The following is a 23,791-nucleotide window of genomic DNA, read 5'->3' as shown; positions in this document are numbered from 1 at the left end:
ACGCTCGTGAGCCGCGAACTCGTCAGTTTCATCAACTCCGCTCGCTCGTCCTCGGTCAAAACAATCTCGGGCGCAACTCGCATTCGATTCTCCGTCTTGCATGCATGAAGCATGATAACGGATGTCGTAAATTAAGTCTTTTCAAGAGCGCAGCACTACACTAGCAGCCGCTCGGCGCGCCCGAGGCGCCGCTGCAGCTCGCGGTGGCGACCGCCGCCGGGCTGGCGAGCTTCGTCGACAACCTCATGCGGCGGCCTGGTGCGGCATGAAGAAGCGTTGCCGCGCCTCGTCCGGGAGTTCCATGCCGGTGTTGCGCGCGCGCTGCAGCAGCTCCCAGTAGTAACGATACGAGGCGCGGTCGTGCAGGCGACCCTTGTGCTGGATCGGTCCCCAGGCGGCGTCCTGGGCGGCGACGAGGATCTCGGACGCTTCCTCGACCTCGGTGAAGTCGGGCTGCATCGCGGCGATGATCGGCAGGATCTGGTTGGGGTGGATGCTCCACATGCGCAGGTAGCCGAACTCGCGGCGGGCGCGCTCGGCGTCGTGGCGGATCACCGCGACGTCCTGCAGCTCGGTGGTGACGTTGTGCGAGGGCACGACGCCGTTGGCGAGCGCAGCGGCGGCGATGTCGGCCTTGGCGCGGACGATCAGCGGGTGCTCGAACTGTCCGGGGCTCTTCATCGCGCTGCCGGGGATGGCGCCGTGGTGGCCGGAGACGAAGTCCATCAGACCGAAGTCGAGCGACTCCACGCCGTCGAGCGCGGCGATCTCCCAGGCCTCGCGCAGCGCGCCGTGGGTCTCGATCAGCACGTGAACCGGCAGTGGACGCGCCAGGCTGCAGGCGGCCTCGACGCGGCGCAGTTCGCGGATCTGCTCGGCCGCGTCGGCTGCCGAGCGGACCTTGGGGATGGTCACGAAGGCGAGGCGATGTCCGGCGCCGCCGACCAGGATCTCCAGGTCGCGCTGCCAGTGCGGATGGGTGATGTCGTGGATGCGTGCGCCAACGCGGCCGAAGTGGTTCTCGGCGCCATTGACGACCTCGACCACCATGCGTGCGTGCTCCGCTTCGGCGCCCGCACGGGCACCGTCCTCGCAGTCGCAGGTGATGTCGAACACCGGCCCGAGTTCCTGCTGCAGCTTCAGTGCCTTAAGCATCAGCTTCTCGGCACCGGCGTAGTGGTCGACGGCGGGCAGGGCGGGGAAGGGCTTTTCGCCCGAGAACAGGACTTCGGCGGGGTGAAGGTGCATGTCGGACTCCTCGTTGGCGGCAGCGAGTGCCCCGGGCTGCCCCGCCGGACCTGGATCGCCGCGGAGGGCGAGGAAACGGGCGGGAAACAAGACGGGCGGGACAACATGAAAAAAGCCACGGGATTCTACCCCCGTGGCTTCTGGCGAAGGCGGCCGGCGGCCGCGCTTGCGCGTCGATTACTTCAGCATGTCGGCAACCGCCGCGCGCTCTTCCTCGAGCTCCTTGAGGGTGAGGTTGATCTTGCCCTGGGAGTACTCGTCGATCTCCAGGCCCTGGATGATCTTGAACTGGCCGTCCTTGCATTCGCAGGGGAAGCCGAACACGACGCCTTCGGGGATACCGTAGGAACCGTCGGAGGGCACGCCCATGGTGACCCAGTCATTCGAGCCGAGCACCCAGTCGCGCACGTGGTCGATGGCGGCGTTGGCAGCCGAGGCGGCCGACGACAGGCCACGGGCCTCGATGATGGCGGCGCCGCGCTTGCCGACGGTGGGCAGGAAGACGTCGTTGTTCCAGGCGTGGTCGTTGATCAGCGCCTTGACGCTGTCGCCGTTCGACTCGCAGAAGCGGTAGTCGGCGTACATCGAAGGCGAGTGGTTGCCCCACACGACCATCTTCTTGAGCGAGGACACTTCACGGCCGGATTTGGCGGCGAGCTGCGACAGCGCGCGGTTGTGGTCCAGGCGCAGCATGCCGTGGTAGTTGTTCGGGTTGGTGCGGCCGACCTTGATAGCGGCGGCGCGGGCGATGTAGGCGTTGGTGTTGCAGGGGTTGCCCACGACCAGCACGCGCACGTCTTCCTTGGCGTTCTCGGCGATGGCCTTGCCCTGGACGGTGAAGATGGCTCCGTTGGCGGTCAGCAGGTCGGCACGCTCCATGCCGGGGCCGCGCGGACGGGCACCGACCAGCAGGCAGACGTCGGCGTCCTTGAAGGCGACATTGGGGTCGTCGGTGGCGACCATGCCGGCCAGCAGCGGGAAGGCGCAGTCTTCCAGTTCCATCATGACGCCCTTGACGGCCTTCTGCGCCTGCGGCAGGTCGAGCAGTTGCAGGATGACGGGCTGGTCCTTGCCCAGCATTTCGCCGCTGGCGATGCGGAACAGCAGGCTGTAGCCGATCTGGCCGGCTGCGCCGGTGACAGCAACGCGCATGGGGGCTTTGCTCATGTGGATACTCCCTCAAGTAAGACGGTCTAGGTTGTCCAGAAATCCTGCCCGGTGCCTGCAGCGAAACCCGGGGTTCGCCGGCGGTCCTGGCGCCATGGAATTGCGCCAGGAGCGAGCGCGGGGATACTAATGCGAAGCGCCTGCACTGTCAAATGTGGTCTTATGTCTTATATAAGACATAAGACAGGGTATGGACGACTCGGAAATTTTGTGCTCAAATGCGCGCATGTCACACGAAGCGCCGACCTTCAGCCCGCTTTACCGCCAGATCAAGGCCCTGATCCTGCAGGCTCTTGAGGCTGGGGAATGGCGTCCCGGTCAGGCGATCCCGAGCGAGCAGGAGCTCGCCGCACGTTTCAGCGTGTCGCAGGGCACCGTGCGCAAGGCCATCGACGAGATGGCGGCCGAGAATCTGCTGGTGCGCAAGCAGGGCAAGGGGACTTTCGTTGCCTCCCATAACGACCCGCGTGCCTTGTTCCGTTTTCTTCGTCTCGCACCCATTGATGGTGACCTCGCGCCGCCGCAGAGCATACCGCTGGATTGCTGGCGGGCGAAGGCCGGCCAGGAAGCGTCGCGCATGCTCGGCATCGAGCCGGGGGCGCCGATCATCATCGTGCGCCGCTTGCTGAAGTTCGCGGCCAAGCCGGTCGTGATCGACGAGATCTATCTTCCCGGCGAGATCTTCCAGGGGCTCACGGCTGAGGTGCTGCAGGGCTGGAACGGCTCGCTCTACAGCCTGTTCGAGACCCGATTCGGCTTGCGCATGATTCGTGCGCAGGAGCGCATCCGCGCGGTTGCTGCCGATCGCGGCGCAAGCGAGGCGCTCAAGGTGCCCGAAGGCACGCCGCTGCTGTCGGTCGAGCGCGTGACCTACACCTACGGGGACAAGCCGGTCGAATGGCGACGCGGCCTGTATTCGACGGCGGAGCATTTCTATCTTAATGAACTGAGTTGAGGCCGCCGAAGGCGGAATGTCGGCGTCCTGCAGCGCTATAATTACGTGCTTTTTTTTCGGAGTCAGCGACGGCCGTTCGTCGCACATGCAAGAGGGGAGTCTTCATGTCAGAAGTGACAGTGCGCAAGCCGAGGCCGAAGCATCTGGCCTTGAATCAAATAAAGCAGCCCTTGCCGGCCATCGTCTCGATCCTTCACCGGATCAGCGGCGCAGGGCTGTTCCTGCTGCTGCCGTTCCTGCTGTATCTGCTCGATCGTAGCCTGGGTTCGCCCGAAACCTTCGAGACCTTCAGCGCGGTCGTTGGTCATCCGCTCGTCAAGTTGCTTCTGATCGGCTTGCTGTGGGCCTACCTGCATCACTTCTGTGCGGGCATCCGCTTCCTGCTGCTCGACATGCACAAGGGCGGGGATCTGCCGGCCGCCCGCATGTCTTCCAAAATCGTTCTCGGCGTGAGTATCGCGCTGACCTTGATCATCGGGGTGACACTATGGTGAAACAGCGTATCGCAGTCGGCGCGCACTACGGCCTGAAGGACTGGATTGCCCAGCGTGCGACCGCCGTCTTCATGGCGATCTACACGGTCATCTTCGCCTTCGCCGCGCTCGGATTGTCCGAGCTGAGCTATGAGGCGTGGTCGGGTCTGTTCTCGGGCGGTCTGTTCCGCTTCCTCAGCTTCCTGTTCTTCCTGTCGCTGTTCTATCACGCCTGGATCGGCGTTCGCGACATCTGGATGGACTACGTCAAGCCGACCGGCGTGCGCCTGGCACTGCACCTGGTCACCCTCTTCCTGCTCGTCGGCTACGCCGGCTGGGCTGCCCAGATCCTGTGGAGGCTCTAAGCGTGAATGTCGCGAAGCGTACCTTTGATGCTGTCATCGTCGGCGCGGGTGGCGCCGGCCTGCGTGCGGCACTGCAACTGTCCGAGGCCGGCCTCAAGACCGCCGTGCTGACCAAGGTCTTCCCGACCCGCTCGCACACGGTTGCTGCGCAGGGCGGGGTGGCAGCCTCGCTCGGCAACTCCACTGAGGACAACTGGCACTGGCACATGTACGACACCGTGAAGGGGTCGGACTGGCTGGGCGACCAGGATGCCATCGAGTTCATGTGCAAGAAGGCGAACGAAGTCGTCATCGAGCTCGAGCACTACGGCATGCCCTTCGACCGTACCGACAACGGCAAGATCTACCAGCGCCCGTTCGGCGGTCACTCCATGAATTACGGCCAGGCCCCGGTGATGCGCTCCTGTGCCGCCGCCGACCGCACCGGCCACGCCATGCTGCACGCGCTCTACCAGCGTAACGTGCGCGCCAACACCCAGTTCTTCGTCGAATGGATGGCGCTCGACCTGATCCGCGACGCCGACGGCGACGTGCTCGGCGTCACCGCGATGGAAATGGAGACCGGCGAGGTCTCGATCTTCCATGCCAAGGCCACCATCTTCGCCACCGGCGGTGCCGGCCGCATCTACTATTCCTCGACCAACGCCTTCATCAACACCGGCGACGGCGTCGGCATGGCGGCGCGTGCCGGCATTCCGCTCGAAGACATGGAGTTCTGGCAGTTCCACCCGACCGGCGTGGCCGGCGCGGGCGTGCTGATTACCGAGGGTGTGCGCGGCGAGGGCGGCATCCTGCGCAACGCCTCGGGCGAGCGCTTCATGGAGCGTTACGCGCCGAACCTCAAGGACCTCGCCTCGCGCGACGTCGTCTCCCGTGCGATGACCACCGAGATCAACGAAGGTCGTGGTTGCGGTCCCGACAAGGATCACGTGCTGCTCGACATCACGCACCTGTCGCCCGATACCATCATGAAGCGCCTGCCGGGCATTCGCGAGATCGCGATCCAGTTCGCCGGCGTCGATCCGATCAAGGCGCCGATCCCGGTCGTGCCGACCTGCCACTACCAGATGGGCGGTATTCCGACCAACTACAAGGGCCAGGTCGTGGTGCCCAAGGACGGCAACCCGAACAGCCCGGTCGCCGGCTTCTATGCCGCGGGCGAGTGTGCCTGCGCCTCGGTGCACGGCGCCAACCGCCTTGGCACCAATTCGCTGCTCGACCTGCTGGTGTTCGGCAAGTCGGCGGGCGAGACGGTGGTCGAGGACTTCCAGTCCGGCCAGCTCAAGCTCAAGCCGCTGCCGGCCGATGCCGCCGACGTGTCGCTGGCCCGCCTGGCCCGCCTCGACGGCCAGACCAAGGGCGAGAGCGTGTTCGATGTCGGCCTCGAGATGCGCCGCACGATGCAGAAGCACGCCGGCGTGTTCCGCTTCGACAGCCTGCTGCGCGAAGGCGTGCAGAAGATCGGCGAGGTCGCCGAGCGTGCCAAGCGCACCGAGATCGCGGACAAGTCCAAGGTCTGGAACGTGGCCCGCATGGAAGCCCTCGAGCTCGACAACCTGATCGAAGTCGCGCGCGCCACCATGGTGTCGGCCGAAGCCCGCAAGGAATCGCGTGGCGCCCACGTGCGTGATGACGCGCCGGATACGCCGGAGAATCCGAACGGCCGTGACGACGCCAACTGGCTGAAGCACACCCTGTGGTACAGCGAAGGCGACCGACTCGACTACAAGCCGGTCAACCTGAAGCCGCTGTCCGACGATGTCGAGCCGATCGCGCTCGCCAAGCGCACTTATTGATCAGCGTGATGAGCGCACGGGAGAAACACACATGACCAAGCGTACCGTTCAATTCAAGATCTACCGCTACGATCCGGACAAGGACGAGAAGCCCTACATGCAGGACATCTCGGTCGAACTCGAACCGTCCGACAAGAAGCTGCTCGACGCGCTGGTCCGCCTGCGCGCCAAGGACGATTCGATGTCCTTCCGTCGTTCCTGCCGCGAAGGCGTGTGCGGTTCGGATGCGATGAACATCAACGGCAAGAACGGCCTGGCCTGTCTGACCGATGTCGACAGCCTGCAGCAGCCGATCACGCTGCGTCCGCTGCCCGGCCTGCCTGTCATTCGCGACCTGATCGTCGACATGACGCAGTTCTTCAAGCAGTACCACTCGATCAAGCCCTACCTGGTCAATAACGACCCGGCGCCCGAGCGCGAGCGCCTGCAGTCGCCCGAGGAGCGCGAGGAGCTCAACGGGCTCTACGAATGCATCCTGTGCGCGTGCTGCTCGACCTCCTGCCCGTCGTTCTGGTGGAACCCGGACAAGTTCGTCGGCCCCGCGGGCCTGCTGGCGGCCTATCGCTTCCTCGCCGATACCCGCGACCAGGACACCAATGCGCGCCTCGACAACCTCGAGGACCCGTATCGGCTGTTCCGCTGCCATTCCATCATGAACTGCGTCGACGTCTGTCCGAAGGGGCTGAATCCGACCCGCGCGATCGGCAAGATCAAGGACATGATGGTGCGGCGTGCAGTATAAATCTGGACGAGGGGCGTGATCATGAACAGAGGGCGTGTGCGCTGGCAGTGCCGGAGGGCGCTGCTGGAACTCGATCTGGTGTTCACGCGCTTTCTGGAGCGGCATTTCGATCGTCTCACGGACGATCAGGTGGCGGACCTGGACGATCTGCTGCGCTGCGACGACTACGACATCTGGGCGATGGTCAACGGCAGCAAGGCATGTGAAGTGGACCGCTGGAAGGAGATGATCGGTCTGCTGCGTCAGCCCTGACGCGGCGGCCCCGATCACAACACGACAAGCAGTTAAACCGGCAAGTAGAAGGGACGATCTATGAGCACTGAACGCACTGCAACGCTAACCGTCGATGGCAAGACCGTCGAATTTCCGGTGATGGTCGGCACCCACGGGCAGGATGTCATCGACATCCGCACCCTGGGTGGCAAGACCGGTCTCTTCACGTACGACTCGGGTTTCCTGTCGACTGCGAGCTGCAAGTCGAAGATCACCTTCATCGACGGCGACAAGGGTGAGCTGCTGTATCGCGGCTATCCGATCGAGCAGCTTGCCGAGAAGTGCAACTTCCTCGAGGTCGCCTACCTGCTCAAGAACGGTGAGCTGCCGAACGCGCAGCAGCGCGTCGAGTTCGAGAACGTGATCAAGAACCACACCATGGTTCATGACCAGCTCACCCGCTTCTATAACGGCTTCCGCCGTGACGCCCATCCGATGGCGATCATGGTGGGTGTTGTCGGCGCGCTGTCGGCGTTCTACCACGACGCGATGGACTTCTCCGACGAGGCGCATCGCAACGTCTCGGTCAATCGCCTGATCGCGAAGCTGCCGACCATTGTGGCGATGGCCTACAAGTACAACACCGGCCAGCCCTTCATGTACCCGCGCAACGACCTCGGCTACACCGCCAACTTCATGCACATGATGTTCGGCACGCCGTGCGAGAAGTACGAGCCGAACCCGGTGCTGGTGCGTGCCCTCGACGTCATCTTCACCCTGCATGCCGACCACGAGCAGAACGCCTCGACCTCGACCGTGCGTCTGGCGGGTTCCTCGGGTGCCAACCCGTTCGCCTGCATCTCGGCCGGCATCGCCTGCCTGTGGGGTCCGGCGCACGGCGGTGCGAACGAAGCCTGCCTGAACATGCTGGAAGAGATCGGCGACGTGTCGCGCGTCGGCGAGTACATCAAGCGCGCCAAGGACAAGAACGACAGCTTCAAGCTGATGGGCTTCGGCCACCGCGTGTACAAGAACTTCGATCCGCGCGCGAAGCTGATGGGCAAGGTCTGCGCCGAGGTGCTGGGCGAGCTCGGGCTCGAGAACGACCGTCTGTTCAAGCTGGCGAAGGAACTCGAGCGCATCGCGCTGGAAGACGAGTACTTCGTCGAGAAGAAGCTCTATCCCAACGTCGACTTCTACTCGGGCATCGTGCAGAAGGCGCTGGGCATCCCGACCTCCATGTTCACCTGCATCTTCGCGCTCGCGCGCACGGTGGGCTGGATCACCCAGTGGGAAGAGATGATCACCGACCCGGAGTACAAGATCGGCCGTCCGCGCCAGCTCTACATCGGCGCTGCGCGACGCGACGTTCCGGCAGTCGAACAGCGTCCCTAAGAGGCGATGGAGAGAGGGGGGAGGCTTCGCCCACTCTGAGGATTACGGGGTGGCTGCGCGTGCGCGGTCATCCCGTTTTTCCATCCGGAGCAGGCGCGAGCCTTACCGAATACCGCAGTAGCTGAACGCATCACAACAGAACACAACAGGTGGCCTTCATCATGATGAAGCAACTCGAACAGACTTCGCATTTGTTCGGCTCCAACGCGCCGTTCATCGAAGAACAATACGAAAATTACCTTGCCGACCCGGGTTCGGTGTCCGAAGAATGGCGCGAGTATTTCGACAAGCTGCAGAACCAGGTCGGCGCTGCGTCGCGTGACGTCGCCCACGGCCCGATCATCGCGGCCTTCGAGCAGATGGCCAAGCGTGGTCCGGTGCGTACCGTGGTCGCCGCCGGTGGCGAAGACAAGCAGCAGGTATCGGTGCTGCAGCTGATCAACGCCTACCGCTTCCTCGGCAACCGCTGGGCGAACCTCGACCCGCTCAAGCGCACCGAACGGCCGCAGATCGCCGAGCTCGAGCCCTCTTACTACGGCTTTACCGAGGCCGACCTGTCGAAGAGCTTCAACGTCGGCTCCTTCCATGGCTTCTCGACCGATCACGCCAGCCTGCGTGAGATCCTCGAGGCGCTGCGCCAGACCTACTGCGGCTCGATCGGCGCCGAGTACATGTACCTGACGGACATCGCACAGAAGCGCTGGATCCAGAGTCGTCTGGAGAGCGTGCGCGGGACGCCGAAGTTCTCCGTCGACATGAAGAAGCGCATCCTCGAGCGCACCACCGCGGCCGAGACGCTCGAGCGCTACCTGCACACCAAGTACGTCGGCCAGAAGCGCTTCTCGCTCGAGGGCGGCGAGACCGCGATCGTTGCCATGGACGAGATCATCCGCGTCGCCGGTGGCCTGGGCGTGGCCGAGACCGTGATCGGCATGGCTCACCGCGGTCGCCTCAACGTGCTGGTCAACACCCTGGGCAAGTCGCCTTCGATGCTGTTCTCCGAGTTCGAGGGCAAGGCTGCGGCCGACCTCACCGCGGGCGACGTCAAGTACCACATGGGCTTCTCCAGCGACGTCATGACGCCGGGCGGCCCGATGCACCTGACGCTCGCGTTCAACCCCTCGCACCTCGAGATCATCAACCCGGTGGTGGCGGGCTCGGTGTATGCGCGCCAGGTGCGCCGCGGCGACGTCGACAAGCGCGAAGTGCTGCCGGTGCTGATCCACGGTGACGCCGCCGTCGCCGGCCAGGGCGTCAACCAGGAGATGCTGAACTTCTCCCAGACCCGCGGCTACGGCACGGGCGGGACGATGCACATCGTCATCAACAACCAGATCGGCTTCACGACCTCCGATCCGCGCGACTACCGCTCCTCGCTGTACTGCACCGACATCTTCAAGATGGTCGAGGCACCGATCTTCCATGTGAACGGCGACGACCCCGAGGCGGTGGCCTTCGTCACCGCGCTGGCGATCGAGTTCCGCCAGGAGTTCAAGAAGGACGTCGTGGTCGACATCATCTGCTTCCGCAAGCTCGGCCACAACGAGCAGGACGAGCCGATGGTGACCCAGCCGTTGATGTATCGCAGCATCCAGAAGCACCCGGGCACCCGCAAGCTCTACGCCGACCGCCTGGTCGCCGAGGGCAGCATCACCGCCGACGAGCCCGAGAAGATGATCGCCGAGTACCGCGAGCACCTCGACCGTGGCGAACTGCTGTACAACCCGGTGCTCTCGGGCCACAACCGCCAGCATGCGGTCGACTGGACCCCTTACCTCAAGCAGCCGTACACGGACGAGGCCGAGACCGCCATCCCGGCGCAGGAAGTCAAGCGCCTGGGCGAGCGTCTGAGCACGGTGCCGGAGGGCTTCTCGCTGCACTCGCGCGTCAAGAAGATCATCGACGATCGTGCCGCGATGGCGCGCGGCGAGCTGCCGCTCGACTGGGGCATGGGCGAGAACCTGGCCTATGCGAGCCTGGTCGCTCAGGGCTATGGCGTGCGCATCTCGGGCGAGGACGTCAACCGCGGCACCTTCTTCCACCGCCACGCCGCGCTGCACGACCAGAAGCGCGAGCGCTGGGACGAGGGCACCTACAAGCCGCTCGAGCACATCCAGGACGGCCAGGCGCCGTTCCAGTGCTACGACTCGGTGCTGTCCGAGGAAGCGCTGCTCGCCTTCGAGTACGGCTACTCCACCGCCGAGCCCAACGAGCTCGTCGTGTGGGAGGCGCAGTTCGGCGACTTCGTCAACGGCGCCCAGGTGGTGATCGACCAGTTCATCAGCTCGGGCGAGGCCAAGTGGGGCCGCCTGTCTGGCCTGGTGATGATGCTGCCGCACGGCTACGAAGGGCAGGGGCCGGAGCACTCCTCGGCGCGGCCCGAGCGCTTCATGAACATGGCGGCCGAACACAACTGGCAGATCTGCGTGCCGACCACGCCGGCGCAGATCTTCCACCTGCTGCGGCGCCAGATGGTGCGCCGCCTGCGCAAGCCGCTGATCATCATCACGCCGAAGTCGCTGCTGCGCCACAAGGAGGCGATCTCGTCCATCGAGGAGCTGGCCAATGGCCGCTTCCAGACCGTGATCCCCGAAGTCGAGAAGCTGGACCCGAAGAAGGTCAAGCGGGTGGTGCTGTGCCAGGGCAAGATCTACTACGAACTGCTGGCGCACCGGCGCGAGAACAAGATCACCGACACCGCCCTGGTGCGCGTGGAGCAGCTCTACCCCTTCCCGGCGGATGCGTTCGCGAAGGCGATCGAGCAGTTCCCCAACGCCAAGGAAGTGGTCTGGTGCCAGGAGGAGCCGCGCAACCAGGGTGCGTGGTACTGGCTCGCCTCGCGCCAGCACCTGGTCAACGTGCTCGGCACCAAGCGCAAGCTGCTTCTGGTCAGCCGCCCGGCGGCGGCCTCGCCGGCTGTCGGCTACTACGCCAAGCACAACCAGCAGCAGAAAGAAGTCATCGAAAACGCTTTCGGTCCGATCCAGGACACGACGCCGCAGTCCCCGAACTGACAAGAACCTAGGGAGAAACATTCATGCTGATCGAAGTCAAAGTACCGCAGCTTTCGGAGTCCGTGTCCGAGGCGACGCTCGTGTCCTGGCACAAGAAGGAGGGCGATGCCGTCTCGCGTGACGAGAACCTGATCGACATCGAGACCGACAAGGTCGTGCTCGAGACGCCGGCACCGGCCGATGGCGTGCTGGTGAAGATCATCAAGCAGAACGGTGACACCGTGACCTCGGGTGAGCTGATCGCCCAGATCGATACCGAGGCCAAGGCGGCGGGCGCCGCAGCGCCGGCCGCCGCGCCGGTGCAGGCGGTGACCCCGCCGCCGGCCAGCCCGGCGTCGGCTGCGGGCGCAGCCAGCCCGGCCGCGCGCAAGATCCTCGACGAGAAGGGCATCGCGGCCGCCGATGTCGCCGGCAGCGGCCGTGGTGGCCGCGTGACCAAGGAAGACGCCGTCGCCGCCCAGCCCAAGGCTGCCGCCGCTGCGCCCGCCCCGGCCGTGATCGCCGCCGTCGGCGACCGCCCGGAGGAGCGCGTGCCGATGACTCGCCTGCGTGCGCGGATCGCCGAGCGCCTGATCCAGTCGAAGAACGAGAACGCCATCCTGACCACCTTCAACGAGGTCAACATGGCGCCGGTGATGGCCCTGCGCAAGCAGTACGGCGACAAGTTCGAGAAGGCCCACGGCGTGCGTCTGGGCTTCATGGGCTTCTTCGTCAAGGCCGCCGTGGCCGCGCTGAAGAAGTTCCCGATCCTGAACGCCTCCGTCGACGGCAACGACATCGTCTACCACGGCTACATCGACATCGGTATCGCGGTCGGTTCGCCGCGCGGCCTGGTGGTGCCGATCCTGCGCAATGCCGAGTCGATGTCGATCGCCGAGATCGAACTGAAGATCGCCGAGTTCGGCCAGAAGGCCAAGGACGGCAAGCTGTCGCTCGACGACCTGTCGGGCGGCACCTTCTCGATCTCCAACGGTGGCGTGTTCGGCTCGATGATGTCGACGCCGATCATCAACCCGCCGCAGTCGGCCATTCTGGGCATCCACGCCACCAAGGATCGCCCGGTGGTCGAGAACGGCCAGATCGTGATCCGCCCGATCAACTACCTGGCCATGTCCTACGACCACCGCATCATCGATGGTCGCGAGGCGGTGCTCGGCCTGGTGACGATGAAGGAAGCGCTGGAAGATCCGGCTCGCCTGATCCTCGACGTCTGATCACAACGCACGAGGGCGCGTCACGCCGCACTGGGTCTCAAGGCCCGCGCGGCGGGGCAGCGCCCCGTTTTCCTGTAGGGAGAGAATAATGGCCAAAGAATTCGACGTCCTCGTCATCGGTGGCGGCCCCGGCGGCTATGTCGCCGCCATCCGCGCTGCGCAACTCGGCTTCAAGACCGCGTGCTGCGAATCCAACCCCTATGCCGACCCCAAGGGCGAGCCGCGCCTCGGCGGCACCTGCCTGAACGTGGGCTGCATCCCCTCCAAGGCGCTGCTGCACACCTCGCACCTGTTCGAGGAAGCCGGCCACAGCTTCGAGAGCCAGGGCATCGGCGTCGGCACGCCCAAAATCGACGTGGCCAAGATGATCGCGCGCAAGAGCGGCATCGTCGACCAGCTCACCGGCGGCATCAAGGGCTTGTTCAAGAAGAACAAGGTCACCTTGCTGAACGGCCACGGTGCCTTCGTCGGCAAGGGCGACGCTGGCTGGCATGTGAATGTGGGCGACGAGCTCGTCGTTGCCAAGCAGGTCATCATCGCCACGGGGTCATCCCCGCGTCACCTGCCGGGCATCCCGGTCGACAACAAGATCGTGTGCGACAACGTCGGCGCGCTCGACCTCGATGCGGTGCCGAAGAAGCTCGCCGTGATCGGCGCCGGCGTCATCGGCCTGGAGATGGGCTCGGTGTGGCGTCGCCTGGGTGCCGACGTGACCGTGCTCGAAGCCATGCCCGACTTCCTCGCCGCGGCCGACCAGGACGTCGCCAAGGAAGCGCTCAAGGTCTTCACCAAGCAGGGTCTCAAGATCACCCTCGGCGTGCAGATCGGTGAGGTCAAGGTCGGCAAGAAGGGCGTCACCATCAACTACAAGGACAAGGACGGGGCGGAGCAAAAGCTCGAGGCCGATCGCCTGATCGTGTCGGTGGGCCGCGTGCCCAACACCGAAGGACTCAACCCGGATGCCGTCGACCTCAAGATCACCGAGCGCGGCATGATCGAAGTCGACGAACACTGCCGCACCAACCTGCCCGGCGTGTGGGCGGTGGGCGATGTGGTGCGCGGCCCGATGCTGGCGCACAAGGCGATGGAAGAGGCGGTGATGGTCGCCGAGCTGATGGCCGGCCAGGCCGGCCACTGCAACTTCGACACCGTGCCGTGGGTGATCTACACCAGCCCCGAGATCGCCTGGGTCGGCAAGACCGAGCAGCAGCTGAAGGCGGCGGGCGTGGCCTACAAGGTCGGCAAGATCCCCTTCCTCGCCAACGGTCGCGCGCTCGGCATGGGCGACCCGACCGGCTTCGTCAAGATGCTGGCCGATGCCGCGACCGATCGCATCCTCGGCGTGCACATCATCGGCGCCAATGCCTCGGAGCTGATCTCCGAAGCGGTGGTGGCGATGGAGTTCGCCGGCTGCTCCGAAGACCTGGCGCGCATCTGCCATGCCCATCCGACGCTGTCGGAAGTGGTGCATGAAGCCGCACTGGCCTGCGACAAGCGCCCGCTGCACTTCTGATCGCTATCGACGCAGTGCCCGGGGTGAGGTGCGAGGGGGCTTCCCTCGCCACTCACCCCTTTTCCGTCCACCTCGTTCGAAACACCCACCATGCCCCATCGCATCCTGAACGTGGCCGAGCACGGCATGCTCGAGGCCTACGAGGCCGAACTCAAGGCCCGCGGCTACTCGTCCGATCCCGCCCAGCGTGCCGCTGCCAGCCGCCTGCAGAAGCTCTATACCGAACTCGTCGCGTTCAAGGCCGCCCGCCGGACCAGGCTGCGCAAGATGTTCGCGCGCCCGGCGATGCCACGCAGCGTCTATTTCTGGGGCGGGGTCGGGCGGGGCAAGAGCTTCCTGATGGACTGCTTCTTCGATGCCGTGCCCTACCAGCGCAAGCGTCGTGTCCATTTTCACGCCTTCATGCAGGAGGTGCAGAACGACCTCAGGCTGCACAATCACGAACCCGACCCCTTGCAGAAGGTGGCCGATCGCATCGCGGCCGAATCGCGACTGCTGTGCTTCGATGAGTTCCATGTGTCGGACATCGCCGATGCGATGATCCTCGGCCGCCTGCTCGAGGCCTTGTTCGCGCGCGGGGTGATCTTCGTGATGACCTCGAACTACCCGCCCGACGGGCTCTATCCGAACGGCTTGATGCGGGTGAACTTCCTGCCCACGATCGAGTTCATGAAGAAGCGCTTCGACGTCATCGAGGTCGATGACGGCACGGACTATCGGCTTCGCACGCTGGAAACGCTCGAGATCTATCTCGTGCCGCACGATGCCGTGGCCGAGCGCAAGCTGAGGGACGATTTCGTCCGTCTCGCCGGTGGCGAGGGCGAGGGCGAGGGTGGCGAGATCGTGGTGCTCGAGCGCCGCCTGCCGGTGATCCGCAAGGCGCTCGGCGTGATCTGGTTCGACTTCGACACCTTGTGCCGCGGTGCCCGCTCGCAGAACGATTACCTCGAGATCGCGCGCGAGCACCACACGCTCATCCTGTCGAACGTGCCCAGGATGCTGGTGGGCAACGCGGCCGAGGCCAGGCGCTTCACCTGGCTGATCGACGTGCTCTATGACTTCAGGGTGAAGCTCATCATGAGCGCCGAAGTGCCGGCCTACGAGCTCTACACCGAAGGACAGAACGCCCACGAGTTCGTGCGCACGGTCAGCCGCCTGATCGAGATGCGCACACGGGACTATCTGGCGCAGGCTCACCGCACCGACTAGCGAGGCTCCGGGCGGGGCGGCAGGGGGTTGCTGGAGGCATGTTACAATTGCGCAAATATGAATCCCGGCCTTCCTGCAGGTGCGCGACTGGACTGGCATGACTGAGGTACGGCTGCTCCATCCTGCCTGCGGGCGCATCGCCCCCGACCGACAACAAGGAGCCCTGTTTGAAGAACAAGATCACGGCCATTCTGTCTTTCGTCCTTGCCCTGACCCTGCTCGCGCTGGCGCCGACAGCGGCCCTGGCGGCCGAGTCGAACCCCGATCGCAGTGGGCATCAGCGTCTTGCCGATCTCCTCGAGGACGACGCCGCGCGCGCCGCGTTGATCGAGCAATTGCGGCAGTTCGGGGAAGAGGAGGCCGCCGCCTCCCTCGCCCCTGAGCCGCCTTCCGAGACCCTGGGCGGACGCATTGCCGCGTTCACCCAACTGATCGCTCAGGGCACGGTGCACGAGACCTCGTCCGCCTTCAGTGCCCTGGGCGAATCCTGGAGGCGGCTGGCGGCAGCCGACCCCGGCAGCCTGTTGTGGGACATCGGCGAGTTCGCGGCGCTCATCATCGCGACGCTTTTCATCTACCGCATGCTGTCCTTGGGCGCGCGCTTCATTCATCGCGCCCTCGACCGCGTCGCCACCGGTGGCGAAAGCTTCGCACTTGTCTGGCTGCGCCGCCTCGTCGCCGTACTGGCGGCCGGGGCGAGTGATCTGGCGACGATTGCGCTCACCTGGCTGGCCGGCTACGGCATCGCCCTGTTCGCATTCGGCGAGCTCGGCGTGATCCGCATGCAGGACTCCCTGTTCCTGAACGCCTTCCTGCTCGTCGAGTCGGTACGTGCGCTGCTGCGCCTCGTGCTGGCGCGACACGGCGAGCACCTGCGTCTGCTGCCCCTTGGCGGCGAGGAGGCCGCCTACTGGTACCTGTGGTCGTCACGCCTGGTGCTGTTCGTCGGCTACGGCTTGCTGCTGCTGGTGCCGGCGATCAACCATTACCTGAGCCCGGAGCTCGGCCGCGCGGCGGGGATCCTGATCCTGCTCACCGCCCTGCTCAAGGCGGCGGTGATCGTGATGCAGAATCGTAACCGGGTGCGCGCGGGCTTCGAGTCCCTTGCCGCGCGCATGCAGTCGCCCTTTGCGCGGGTCAGTCTCGGCATCGGCGGTCGCATCTGGCACATCATTGCGATCGTCTATCTGGCCGCGATCCTGGTGACGGCGATCCTGTACCCGGAGCAGGCGCTACCCTTCATGGTCGCCGCCACCGTGCAGACGCTGGTGGCGGTGGTGATCGGCATTGCGCTCGCCGCGTTGCTGACCACGGTGATCCTGCGCCGGATCCAGGTCGGTGACGAACTGCGCGCAAAGTTTCCCCTGCTCGAGGAACGGCTCAACGCCTACGTGCCGACGGCGCTCAAGATCGCCCGCTTCACCATCCTTGCCGTCGTCGTCGCCGTCATCGTGGATGCGTGGACGGTGTTCGATCTCGGTGCGTGGCTGACGTCCGATACCGGCACCGAGCTGGTTGGGCGTGCGCTGTCGGTAACCCTGATCATCGTCCTCGCGCTGGCGGTCTGGCTGGTGGTCGCGAGCTGGATCGAGTTCAGGTTGAGCCCGGATGGTGGCGGCGAGGCCAATGCGCGGGCGCGTACCTTGCTGACCATCTTCCGCAATGCGGTGGCGATCGCGCTCCTGGTGGTCACGGTGATGGTCGTGCTGGCCGAGATCGGCATCAACATCGCGCCGCTGCTCGCGGGTGCCGGCGTGCTCGGTCTGGCGATCGGCTTTGGCGCCCAGAAGCTGGTGCAGGACGTCATCACCGGTGTCTTCATCCAGCTCGAACGCGCGATCAACGTCGGTGACGTGGTGAGCGCGGGGGGCGTCACCGGTACGGTCGAACGCCTGACGATCCGTTCGCTCGGCTTGCGCGATCTGTCAGGCACCTATCACCTGATGCCCTTTTCCTCGGTCGATACCGTGGCGAACTTCAACCGCGATTTCGGCTATCACGTCGGCGAGTACGGCATTGGCTATCGTGAGGACACGGACGAGGCGATTGTGCACCTGCGCGCCGCATTCGACGAACTGCTGCAGGATCCGGCCTATCAGGGCCAGATCCTCAGCAGGGAGCTCGAGGTCCATGGCGTGACGGCGCTTGCCGACAGCTCGGTGAACCTGCGCGTGCGCATCAAGACCATCGCCGGGTCTCAGTTCCCGATCGGCCGTGCCTACAACCGCCTGGTCAAGCGTCACTTCGACGCAGCCGGTATCGAGATCCCGTTCCCCCACATGACGCTCTACTTCGGTGAGGACAAACAGGGAAGTGCGCCGCCGGCGAACCTGAGGCTGCTCGACGCCGGTGGCGGCAAGGTGGCGCAGGCGCGGGCGGGCGAGGTGCCGATGGACCTGAGCACCGCGCGATGAAACCGAGCCTGCCGCGGCCGGGAGGCAGGGGCAGGCTCGGTGGTTTCACGGCCGGCGCGGCCTGCGCGGACCCCCAACGGGAACGCGCAGGCCGCGCCGCATGTCGCCGGGCTCAGGTGCCGATCACGCCGCCGTCGTTCTTGGTGATGACGACGGTCGCCGAGCGCGGGCGGCCACCGGCGGCATCCGGCCAGCGGCTGAAAGCGAGCGGGTTGGCGGCGATGAAGTCATCCATCGATACCCCGGCCGGCGGCGTGGGGCGGTTGGGATGGCTGCCCACCTCGCCCGGGTGCTGGACGTTGATGAACATCGTCTTGCCGTCCGGGGTGAAGGTCAGGCCGGTGATTTCGCAGCCTGCCGGGCCGACCAGGAAGCGGCGGATCTCACCGGTTTCCGGGTTGGCGCACAGCATCTGGTTGTTGCCCTGGCCGGCATAGACCCCGGTGTCGCTGAAGTTGCCGTCGGTCTGGATCCACAGGCGACCGTCGGCGTCGAAGCCGATGCCATCGGGGCTGTTGAAGGTGTTGGCGCTGTTGATGGCCGACGAGCCGGCGTTGAGGTCGCCCGGCGCATACACGTTCGGGTTGCCGGCAATCACGAACAGGTCCCACTCGAAGCGCATCGCGGCGGCGTCATTGCCGGCCTCGCGCCAGCGCACGATCTGTCCGAAACGGTTCGCTGCACGCGGGTTGGCGTCGTCGACCTGGGCGGCACTGCGGCCGCTGTTGTTGGTGAGCGCGCAATAGACCTCGTTGGTCGCCGGATGAACGGCGATCCATTCCGGGCGGTCCATCTTGGTCGCGCCCACGGCGTCGGCGGCCTGGCGGGTCTTGATCAGCACCGCGGCCTGGTCGGCGAAGCTCGGGTTTGCGGCCAACACCGGGTTGGCCTGCTTGTCGAGCAGCACCCACTCGCCGGTACCAATGAAGTCGCCCGCCGTGGCGCCGTTGTCGAACTTGGCCACATAGAGCTTGCCGCTATCGAGCAGGCGGCGGTTGGCGGCGTCCTTGCCCGGCACGAAGCGGCCGTCGGAGACGAACTTGTAGATGTAGTCGTTGACCTGGTCGTCGCCCATGTACACCACGATGCGGCGGTCGGCGGTGAAGGCGTAGGCACAGTTCTCGTGCTTGAAGCGACCGAGCGCGGTGCGCTTGACCGGCATCGAGGTCGGGTCGAAGGGGTCGATCTCCACCACCCAGCCGAAGCGGTTCGACTCGTTGGGCTCCTTCGCGTAGTCGAAGCGCTCGTCGAACTCTTCCCAGCGGTAGCTCGTGCCGCGCGCGCTGATGCCGTAGCGGCGCATCGACGCGTCGCGTCCATCCACCCCGCTGGTGGTGCCGAAGTAGCCGTTGAAGTTCTCTTCACAGGTGAGATAGGTGCCCCAGGGCGTGAAGCCGTTGGCGCAGTTGTTCAGCGTGCCGAGCACACGGGTGCCGGTGGGGTCGGCCTTGGTCCGCATCAGCGCATGGCCGGCGGCCGGGCCGCTGATCCGCATCGGCGTGTTGCCGGTGATGCGGCGGTTGTACTTCGAATTGAGGACGATCTCCCACCTGTTGCGGTGCTGGCGGATGTGGATGACCGCGGCGCCGTGGGCGTTCTGGGCCTTCAACACCTTGTCGGCCGTCCACGGTTCCATGAACTCGGCACCGAACAGGTACTCGTAGTTGGTGTACTCGTGGTTCATCACCAGCAGGCCTTCCTTGCTCGACTTGCCGTGAATCGGGAAGAAGTGCATGCCGTCATGGTTGTCGCCGATCTGGCGGGCCTGATCGGCGCCGCTGTTGCTGCCATCCGGCTTCCACCGCGGCGAGTCGGCGAACAGCGCATCGCCCCAGGCCGCGAAGATCTGCGCGCTGTAGCCCGGCGGAACGACGATGGCGTCGCCACGCGAGGCCGCCACCGGGGCAAAGCCGATCTTCGGCGTCTTGCGCGGCCCATTGTTGCCATAGCCGGCGCCCATGTGCTGATGCGCTTTCTGGGCGGCCTGCGCGGCGAGCGGCGCCGCGAGGAAGGCGGCGACACCGAGACCGAGACCGCTCTTCAGGAAGCCGCGGCGCGACACCACGCGCTCCACGACGTTCTGAAAGTGCTCGTTGTCGGAAAGGTTGCTGGGCAGGTCGTCGAGGTCGAACTGACTCATTGCGGGCTCCACGGATCGGGTTGCTGAAAGGAAGCCGGATTCTCGCGAGTGCCTATTTCAGTCCCGTGACCGTGATATGAAGATGTCTCGCAGGCGCCTGAAAGTTCAGGACAAAGGAATGATCGCCGGTGTGCGGCGGTCTGGGCGGCGGGCGCTATACTCCCGGGTTTCAAAGTGCCTTCAGTGTCGATGTCCGACCCCACCCCGATCTTCGCCGCCGACGGCCCGCTCGCCGCCGCGATCCCCGGTTTTCGCGCCCGTCCGCAGCAGATCGAGATGGCGCAGAAGATCGCCGAGGCGTTGCGCGACAACCGGGTGCTGGTGGCCGAGGCCGGCACCGGCACCGGCAAGACCTTCGCCTACCTGGTGCCGGCGCTGCTGGGCGGTGGCAAGGTCATCATCTCCACCGGCACCAAGACCTTGCAGGACCAGCTCTTCAACCGCGACCTGCCCACCGTGCGTGCAGCGCTCAAGGTGCCGGTGTCGATCGCGTTGCTCAAGGGGCGCGCCAACTACGTCTGCCATTACCACCTCGAGCGCAATGCCCGCGACGGTCGCTTCCTGACCGCGCAGGATGCCGCCGATCTGCGCGCCATTGGCCGCTTTGCCAAGCTCACACAGACGGGCGACAAGGCCGAATGCACCGACGTGCGCGAGGACTCGCTGGCCTGGATCGCCGCCACCTCGACGCGGGACAACTGCCTCGGCCAGGACTGTCCGCACAAGGACGAATGCTTCGTGATGCAGGCGCGGCGCAACGCGATGGAGGCCGACGTGGTGGTGGTCAATCACCACCTGTTCTTCGCCGACGTGATGCTGCGTGACGAGGGCATGGGCGAGCTGCTGCCGGCCTGCAACGCGGTGATCTTCGACGAGGCGCACCAGTTGCCGGAGACCGCGAGCCTGTTCTTCGGCGACAGCGTATCCACCGCCCAGGTCCTGGAGCTGGCGCGCGACACGCGCTCCGAGACCGTGGCCGCGGCGCGCGACTGCGTGGCGATGATCGATCAGACGCGCAACCTGGAAAAAGCCGCGCGCGACCTGCGCCTGGTGTTCGGCACCGAGCCGGCGCGCCTGTCCGCCGCCCAGGCTGCCGAGCGCGAGGGCTTCGACGCCATGGTCGAGGCGCTCGAGAAGGCGCTGGCCGACTTCCAGGCCGTGCTCGACACCCAGGCCGAGCGCTCCGAAGGGCTGGCCAGCTGCCTGCGCCGCAGCGAGGAGATGGCCGAACGATTGGCGAACTGGCGCAACCCGGAAGCGAAGGAGCTGATTCGCTGGGTGGAGGTCTTCACCCAGTCGCTGGCACTCAACGCGACCCCGCTGCATGTGTCGGACGTATTCAAGCGCCAGCTCGAGGGGCACCCGCGCGCTTGGGTGTTCACTTCCGCCACGCTGGCCGTGGGCAAGGCCGATTTCGGCCACTATTGCCGCGAGCTGGGCCTGGCGTGGATGGATCCGCCGCCGCTCACCGCGGTGTGGGGCAGTCCCTTCGATTACGCCGAGCAGGCGCTGCTGTACGCGCCTGCCGGCATGCCCGAGCCCAACGCGCCCGACTACACCGAGCGCGTCGCCCGCGTCGCGCTACCGTTGATCCGCGCCGCGCGCGGCCGCGCCTTCGTGCTGTGCACCTCCCTGCGCGCGATGCGCCGCATCCACGAGCTCATCCTCGAGGGCCTCCAGCAGGGCGGCGACACGCTGCCGGTGCTGCTGCAGGGCGAGGGCTCGCGTACCGAACTGCTCGAACGCTTTCGGCGCCTTGGCAATGCGGTGTTGGTGGCGAGTCAGAGCTTCTGGGAAGGCGTGGACGTGCCGGGCGATGCACTGTCGCTGGTCGTCATCGACAAGCTGCCCTTCGCACCCCCTGACGACCCGGTGCTGGCCGCACGCGTCGAACACATGCAGAAGCAGGGCCTGAGCCCCTTCGTCCATCACCAGCTGCCCCGCACGGTGATCAACATGAAACAGGGCGCGGGGCGCCTCATCCGCACCGAGCGCGATCGTGGCGTGCTGTGCGTGTGCGATCCGCGCATGATCGAAAAGTCCTACGGCAAGGTCGTGTGGCGCAGCCTGCCGCCGATGCGGCGCACCCGGATGGAGGCCGACGCGGTGGCCTTCCTCGAGCGGCTGCCGCCGCCGCGACAGGGCGACTGAGGCCCGTCTGTTGTATCCTCTCGGGTCACGCAACCCGACCCCGACCGCGGCTTCTCGATGAACGTTTTCGGCTTCGCCGGCTGGTCCGGCTCCGGCAAGACCACCCTGGTGGAAAAGCTCATTCCCGAGTTCACCGGGCGCGGTCTGCGAGTGTCGGTGATCAAGCACGCCCACCACGGTTTCGATCTCGACAAACCCGGCAAGGACTCCTGGCGCCACCGCGAGGCCGGCGCCACCCAGGTCCTGATGCTGTCCAACGAGCGCTGGGTGCTGATGCACGAGCTGCGCGGCGCGCCCGAGCCGACGCTGGAGGCGCAGTTGCGCCTGCTCGAACCCTGCGACCTGGTGCTGATCGAAGGTTACAAGGCCGCCGCCGTGCCCAAGGTCGAGATCCACCGTCCGACGCACGGCAAGCCGCCGCTGTGGCCGGAGAACCCGCACGTGGTCGCGGTCGCCACCGATGATGCCGGCATCGACTGTCCGCTGCCGCGCCTGCCCCTCAACGAGCCGGCGCGCGTCGCCGAGTTCATCCTCGACTACTTGAAGATTCAATGAACGCCAACATGCTCTCCTTCGATGAGGCCTACGAGAAGCTGCTCGGCTTCGTCCGCCCGGTGCGCGAGATCGAGCAGGTGGACGCGATGTTCGCCACCGGCCGCGTCCTCGCCGTCGCCCAGCACGCCTCGATCAACCAGCCGCCAATGGACAACTCCGGCATGGACGGCTACGCGCTGCGTGCCGCAGACGTGCCGGCGGCCGGCACCCGGTTGCCGGTGAGCCAGCGCATCCCGGCCGGCAGCGTGGGGTACGAGCTCGCCCCGGGCACCGCCGCCCGCATCTTCACCGGCGCAGCGCTGCCGCCGGGTGCCGACGCCGTGGTGATGCAGGAGCTGTGCGAGCATGATGGCGAGCACGTCATCGTCAACACCATCCCCCAGGTCGGTGAAGCCGTGCGGCGCAGGGGCGAGGACATGGCGGTGGGCGAACTGGTGCTGCCGGCCGGCATCCGCCTGAGCCCGCAGGCGGTGGCGCTGGCAGCATCGATCGGTCTGGCGCAGCTGCCGGTCTTGAGGAGGGTGAAGGTGGCGATGTTCTCCACCGGGTCCGAACTCGTGATGCCGGGCGAGCCACTGCCGCCGGGCGCCATCTACAACTCCAACCGCTTCATGCTGCGCGGCCTGCTCGCCGAGCTGGGCTGCGAGATCGAGGACTTCGGCATCGTGCCCGACCGCCTCGACGCCACCCGCGAGGTCCTGCGCCGCGCCGCGCAGGGACACGACCTGATCCTCACCAGTGGCGGCGTGTCGGTAGGCGAGGAGGATCATGTCAAGCCCGCGGTCGAGGCCGAAGGCAGCCTCGACATGTGGAAGATCGCGATGAAGCCGGGCAAGCCGCTGGCCTACGGCAACGTGCATGGCGCGGCCTTCATCGGGCTGCCCGGCAACCCGGTGTCGAGCTTCGTGACCTTCCTGATGATGGTGCGTCCCTTCCTGCTCGCGACCCAGGGTGTGCGCGAGGTGGCGCCGACGGCGCTGATGCTGCGGGCCGATTTCGACTGGCCGAAACCCGACCGCCGCCGCGAATTCCTGCGCGCGCGCATGAATGCGCAGGGGGGCGTCGAGCTCTTCGCCAACCAGGGCTCGGCCGCCCTCAACTCCACGGTGTGGGCCAACGGCCTGGTCGATATTCCGGCCGCCACTGCGATCGCCCGCGGCGAGCCGGTCCGCTTCCTGCCCTACGGCGAGCTGCTGCATTGAACGAGTCCTCACGGACGAGCGAGAC

18 protein-coding genes are annotated in these 23,791 nt (G+C 65.9%); 15 read left to right on the top strand and 3 right to left on the bottom strand.

Features of this window, described 5'->3' with window-relative positions; translation table 11 throughout:
• Window positions 1-243: 243 nt before the first annotated feature.
• Together ACMV5O_RS09695 and ACMV5O_RS09690 are read right to left on the bottom strand one after the other, a co-directional pair.
• A complete protein-coding gene (locus tag ACMV5O_RS09695; protein ID WP_416163254.1) occupies window positions 244-1,248 on the bottom strand; it encodes an HpcH/HpaI aldolase/citrate lyase family protein in 1,005 nt (334 codons plus the stop codon).
• A 177-nt stretch (window positions 1,249-1,425) separates the two neighbouring features.
• Window positions 1,426-2,415 carry a malate dehydrogenase gene (locus ACMV5O_RS09690; protein ID WP_416163253.1) on the bottom strand — a complete coding sequence of 330 codons (990 nt, stop codon included), beginning with the start codon at window positions 2,413-2,415 and terminating at the stop codon, window positions 1,426-1,428.
• Between the two features lie 226 nt (window positions 2,416-2,641).
• Here ACMV5O_RS09690 and ACMV5O_RS09685 point away from each other — a divergent pair, with 226 nt between their 5' ends.
• The 12 genes from ACMV5O_RS09685 to ACMV5O_RS09630 all read left to right on the top strand — a co-directional run bounded on the left by ACMV5O_RS09685 (window position 2,642) and on the right by ACMV5O_RS09630 (window position 17,718).
• Entirely contained in the window at window positions 2,642-3,370 is a 729-nt protein-coding gene (locus ACMV5O_RS09685) for a GntR family transcriptional regulator (protein ID WP_416163260.1), read from the top strand.
• Window positions 3,371-3,474: 104 nt separating this feature from the next.
• Window positions 3,475-3,864, top strand: a complete 390-nt coding sequence (sdhC, locus tag ACMV5O_RS09680; protein ID WP_416163252.1) for a succinate dehydrogenase, cytochrome b556 subunit — start codon at window positions 3,475-3,477, stop codon at window positions 3,862-3,864.
• A complete protein-coding gene (sdhD, locus tag ACMV5O_RS09675) occupies window positions 3,858-4,208 on the top strand; it encodes a succinate dehydrogenase, hydrophobic membrane anchor protein (protein WP_416163251.1) in 351 nt (116 codons plus the stop codon). The genes sdhC and sdhD overlap by 7 nt, the downstream gene beginning before the upstream one ends.
• A 2-nt stretch (window positions 4,209-4,210) precedes the next feature.
• Window positions 4,211-6,004, top strand: coding sequence for a succinate dehydrogenase flavoprotein subunit (gene sdhA / locus ACMV5O_RS09670; protein WP_416163250.1), 1,794 nt, complete (start codon window positions 4,211-4,213; stop codon window positions 6,002-6,004).
• Between the two features lie 31 nt (window positions 6,005-6,035).
• A complete protein-coding gene (locus ACMV5O_RS09665) occupies window positions 6,036-6,746 on the top strand; it encodes a succinate dehydrogenase iron-sulfur subunit (protein WP_324540564.1) in 711 nt (236 codons plus the stop codon).
• 15 nt (window positions 6,747-6,761) lie between these two features.
• Window positions 6,762-6,998 (top strand): succinate dehydrogenase assembly factor 2, encoded by a 237-nt coding sequence (locus tag ACMV5O_RS09660; protein ID WP_416163249.1) that lies wholly within the window; start codon window positions 6,762-6,764, stop codon window positions 6,996-6,998.
• Window positions 6,999-7,058: 60 nt separating this feature from the next.
• Window positions 7,059-8,354 carry a citrate synthase gene (gltA, locus tag ACMV5O_RS09655; RefSeq protein ID WP_324540567.1) on the top strand — a complete coding sequence of 432 codons (1,296 nt, stop codon included), beginning with the start codon at window positions 7,059-7,061 and terminating at the stop codon, window positions 8,352-8,354.
• A gap of 161 nt (window positions 8,355-8,515) precedes the next feature.
• The gene (locus ACMV5O_RS09650) at window positions 8,516-11,368 is read left to right on the top strand and encodes a 2-oxoglutarate dehydrogenase E1 component (protein ID WP_416163248.1); all 2,853 of its coding nucleotides are present in this window, start codon (window positions 8,516-8,518) and stop codon (window positions 11,366-11,368) included.
• Between the two features lie 23 nt (window positions 11,369-11,391).
• The gene (gene odhB, locus ACMV5O_RS09645; RefSeq protein WP_416163247.1) at window positions 11,392-12,582 is read left to right on the top strand and encodes a 2-oxoglutarate dehydrogenase complex dihydrolipoyllysine-residue succinyltransferase; all 1,191 of its coding nucleotides are present in this window, start codon (window positions 11,392-11,394) and stop codon (window positions 12,580-12,582) included.
• An 88-nt stretch (window positions 12,583-12,670) separates the two neighbouring features.
• A complete protein-coding gene (gene lpdA, locus ACMV5O_RS09640; RefSeq protein WP_416163246.1) occupies window positions 12,671-14,095 on the top strand; it encodes a dihydrolipoyl dehydrogenase in 1,425 nt (474 codons plus the stop codon).
• A 90-nt stretch (window positions 14,096-14,185) separates the two neighbouring features.
• Window positions 14,186-15,304, top strand: a complete 1,119-nt coding sequence (gene zapE / locus ACMV5O_RS09635; RefSeq protein ID WP_416163245.1) for a cell division protein ZapE — start codon at window positions 14,186-14,188, stop codon at window positions 15,302-15,304.
• A gap of 167 nt (window positions 15,305-15,471) precedes the next feature.
• Window positions 15,472-17,718 (top strand): mechanosensitive ion channel domain-containing protein, encoded by a 2,247-nt coding sequence (locus ACMV5O_RS09630; protein WP_416163244.1) that lies wholly within the window; start codon window positions 15,472-15,474, stop codon window positions 17,716-17,718.
• Window positions 17,719-17,830: 112 nt separating this feature from the next.
• Here ACMV5O_RS09630 and ACMV5O_RS09625 read toward each other — a convergent pair whose 3' ends face one another.
• On the bottom strand, window positions 17,831-19,858 hold the full coding sequence (locus tag ACMV5O_RS09625) for a PhoX family protein (protein WP_416163243.1): 2,028 nt from the start codon (window positions 19,856-19,858) through the stop codon (window positions 17,831-17,833).
• Window positions 19,859-20,047: 189 nt separating this feature from the next.
• Between ACMV5O_RS09625 and ACMV5O_RS09620 the strand changes: the two genes are divergently transcribed.
• From ACMV5O_RS09620 to glp, 3 genes are read left to right on the top strand one after another with little or no spacing between them, the layout of a single operon-like run.
• Window positions 20,048-22,009 carry an ATP-dependent DNA helicase gene (locus ACMV5O_RS09620; protein WP_416163242.1) on the top strand — a complete coding sequence of 654 codons (1,962 nt, stop codon included), beginning with the start codon at window positions 20,048-20,050 and terminating at the stop codon, window positions 22,007-22,009.
• Between the two features lie 57 nt (window positions 22,010-22,066).
• Window positions 22,067-22,564: a molybdopterin-guanine dinucleotide biosynthesis protein B gene (gene mobB / locus ACMV5O_RS09615; RefSeq protein ID WP_416163241.1), complete on the top strand. Its 498-nt coding sequence runs from the start codon at window positions 22,067-22,069 to the stop codon at window positions 22,562-22,564.
• Window positions 22,561-23,766 (top strand): gephyrin-like molybdotransferase Glp, encoded by a 1,206-nt coding sequence (glp, locus tag ACMV5O_RS09610; RefSeq protein ID WP_416163240.1) that lies wholly within the window; start codon window positions 22,561-22,563, stop codon window positions 23,764-23,766. The genes mobB and glp overlap by 4 nt, the downstream gene beginning before the upstream one ends.
• Window positions 23,767-23,791 lie beyond the last annotated feature (25 nt).

It is taken from the genome of Thauera sp. WH-1, from assembly GCF_047806685.1.
Classification (GTDB): Bacteria; Pseudomonadota; Gammaproteobacteria; order Burkholderiales; family Rhodocyclaceae; genus Thauera.
This window is presented reverse-complemented; position numbering and strand designations above follow the sequence as displayed.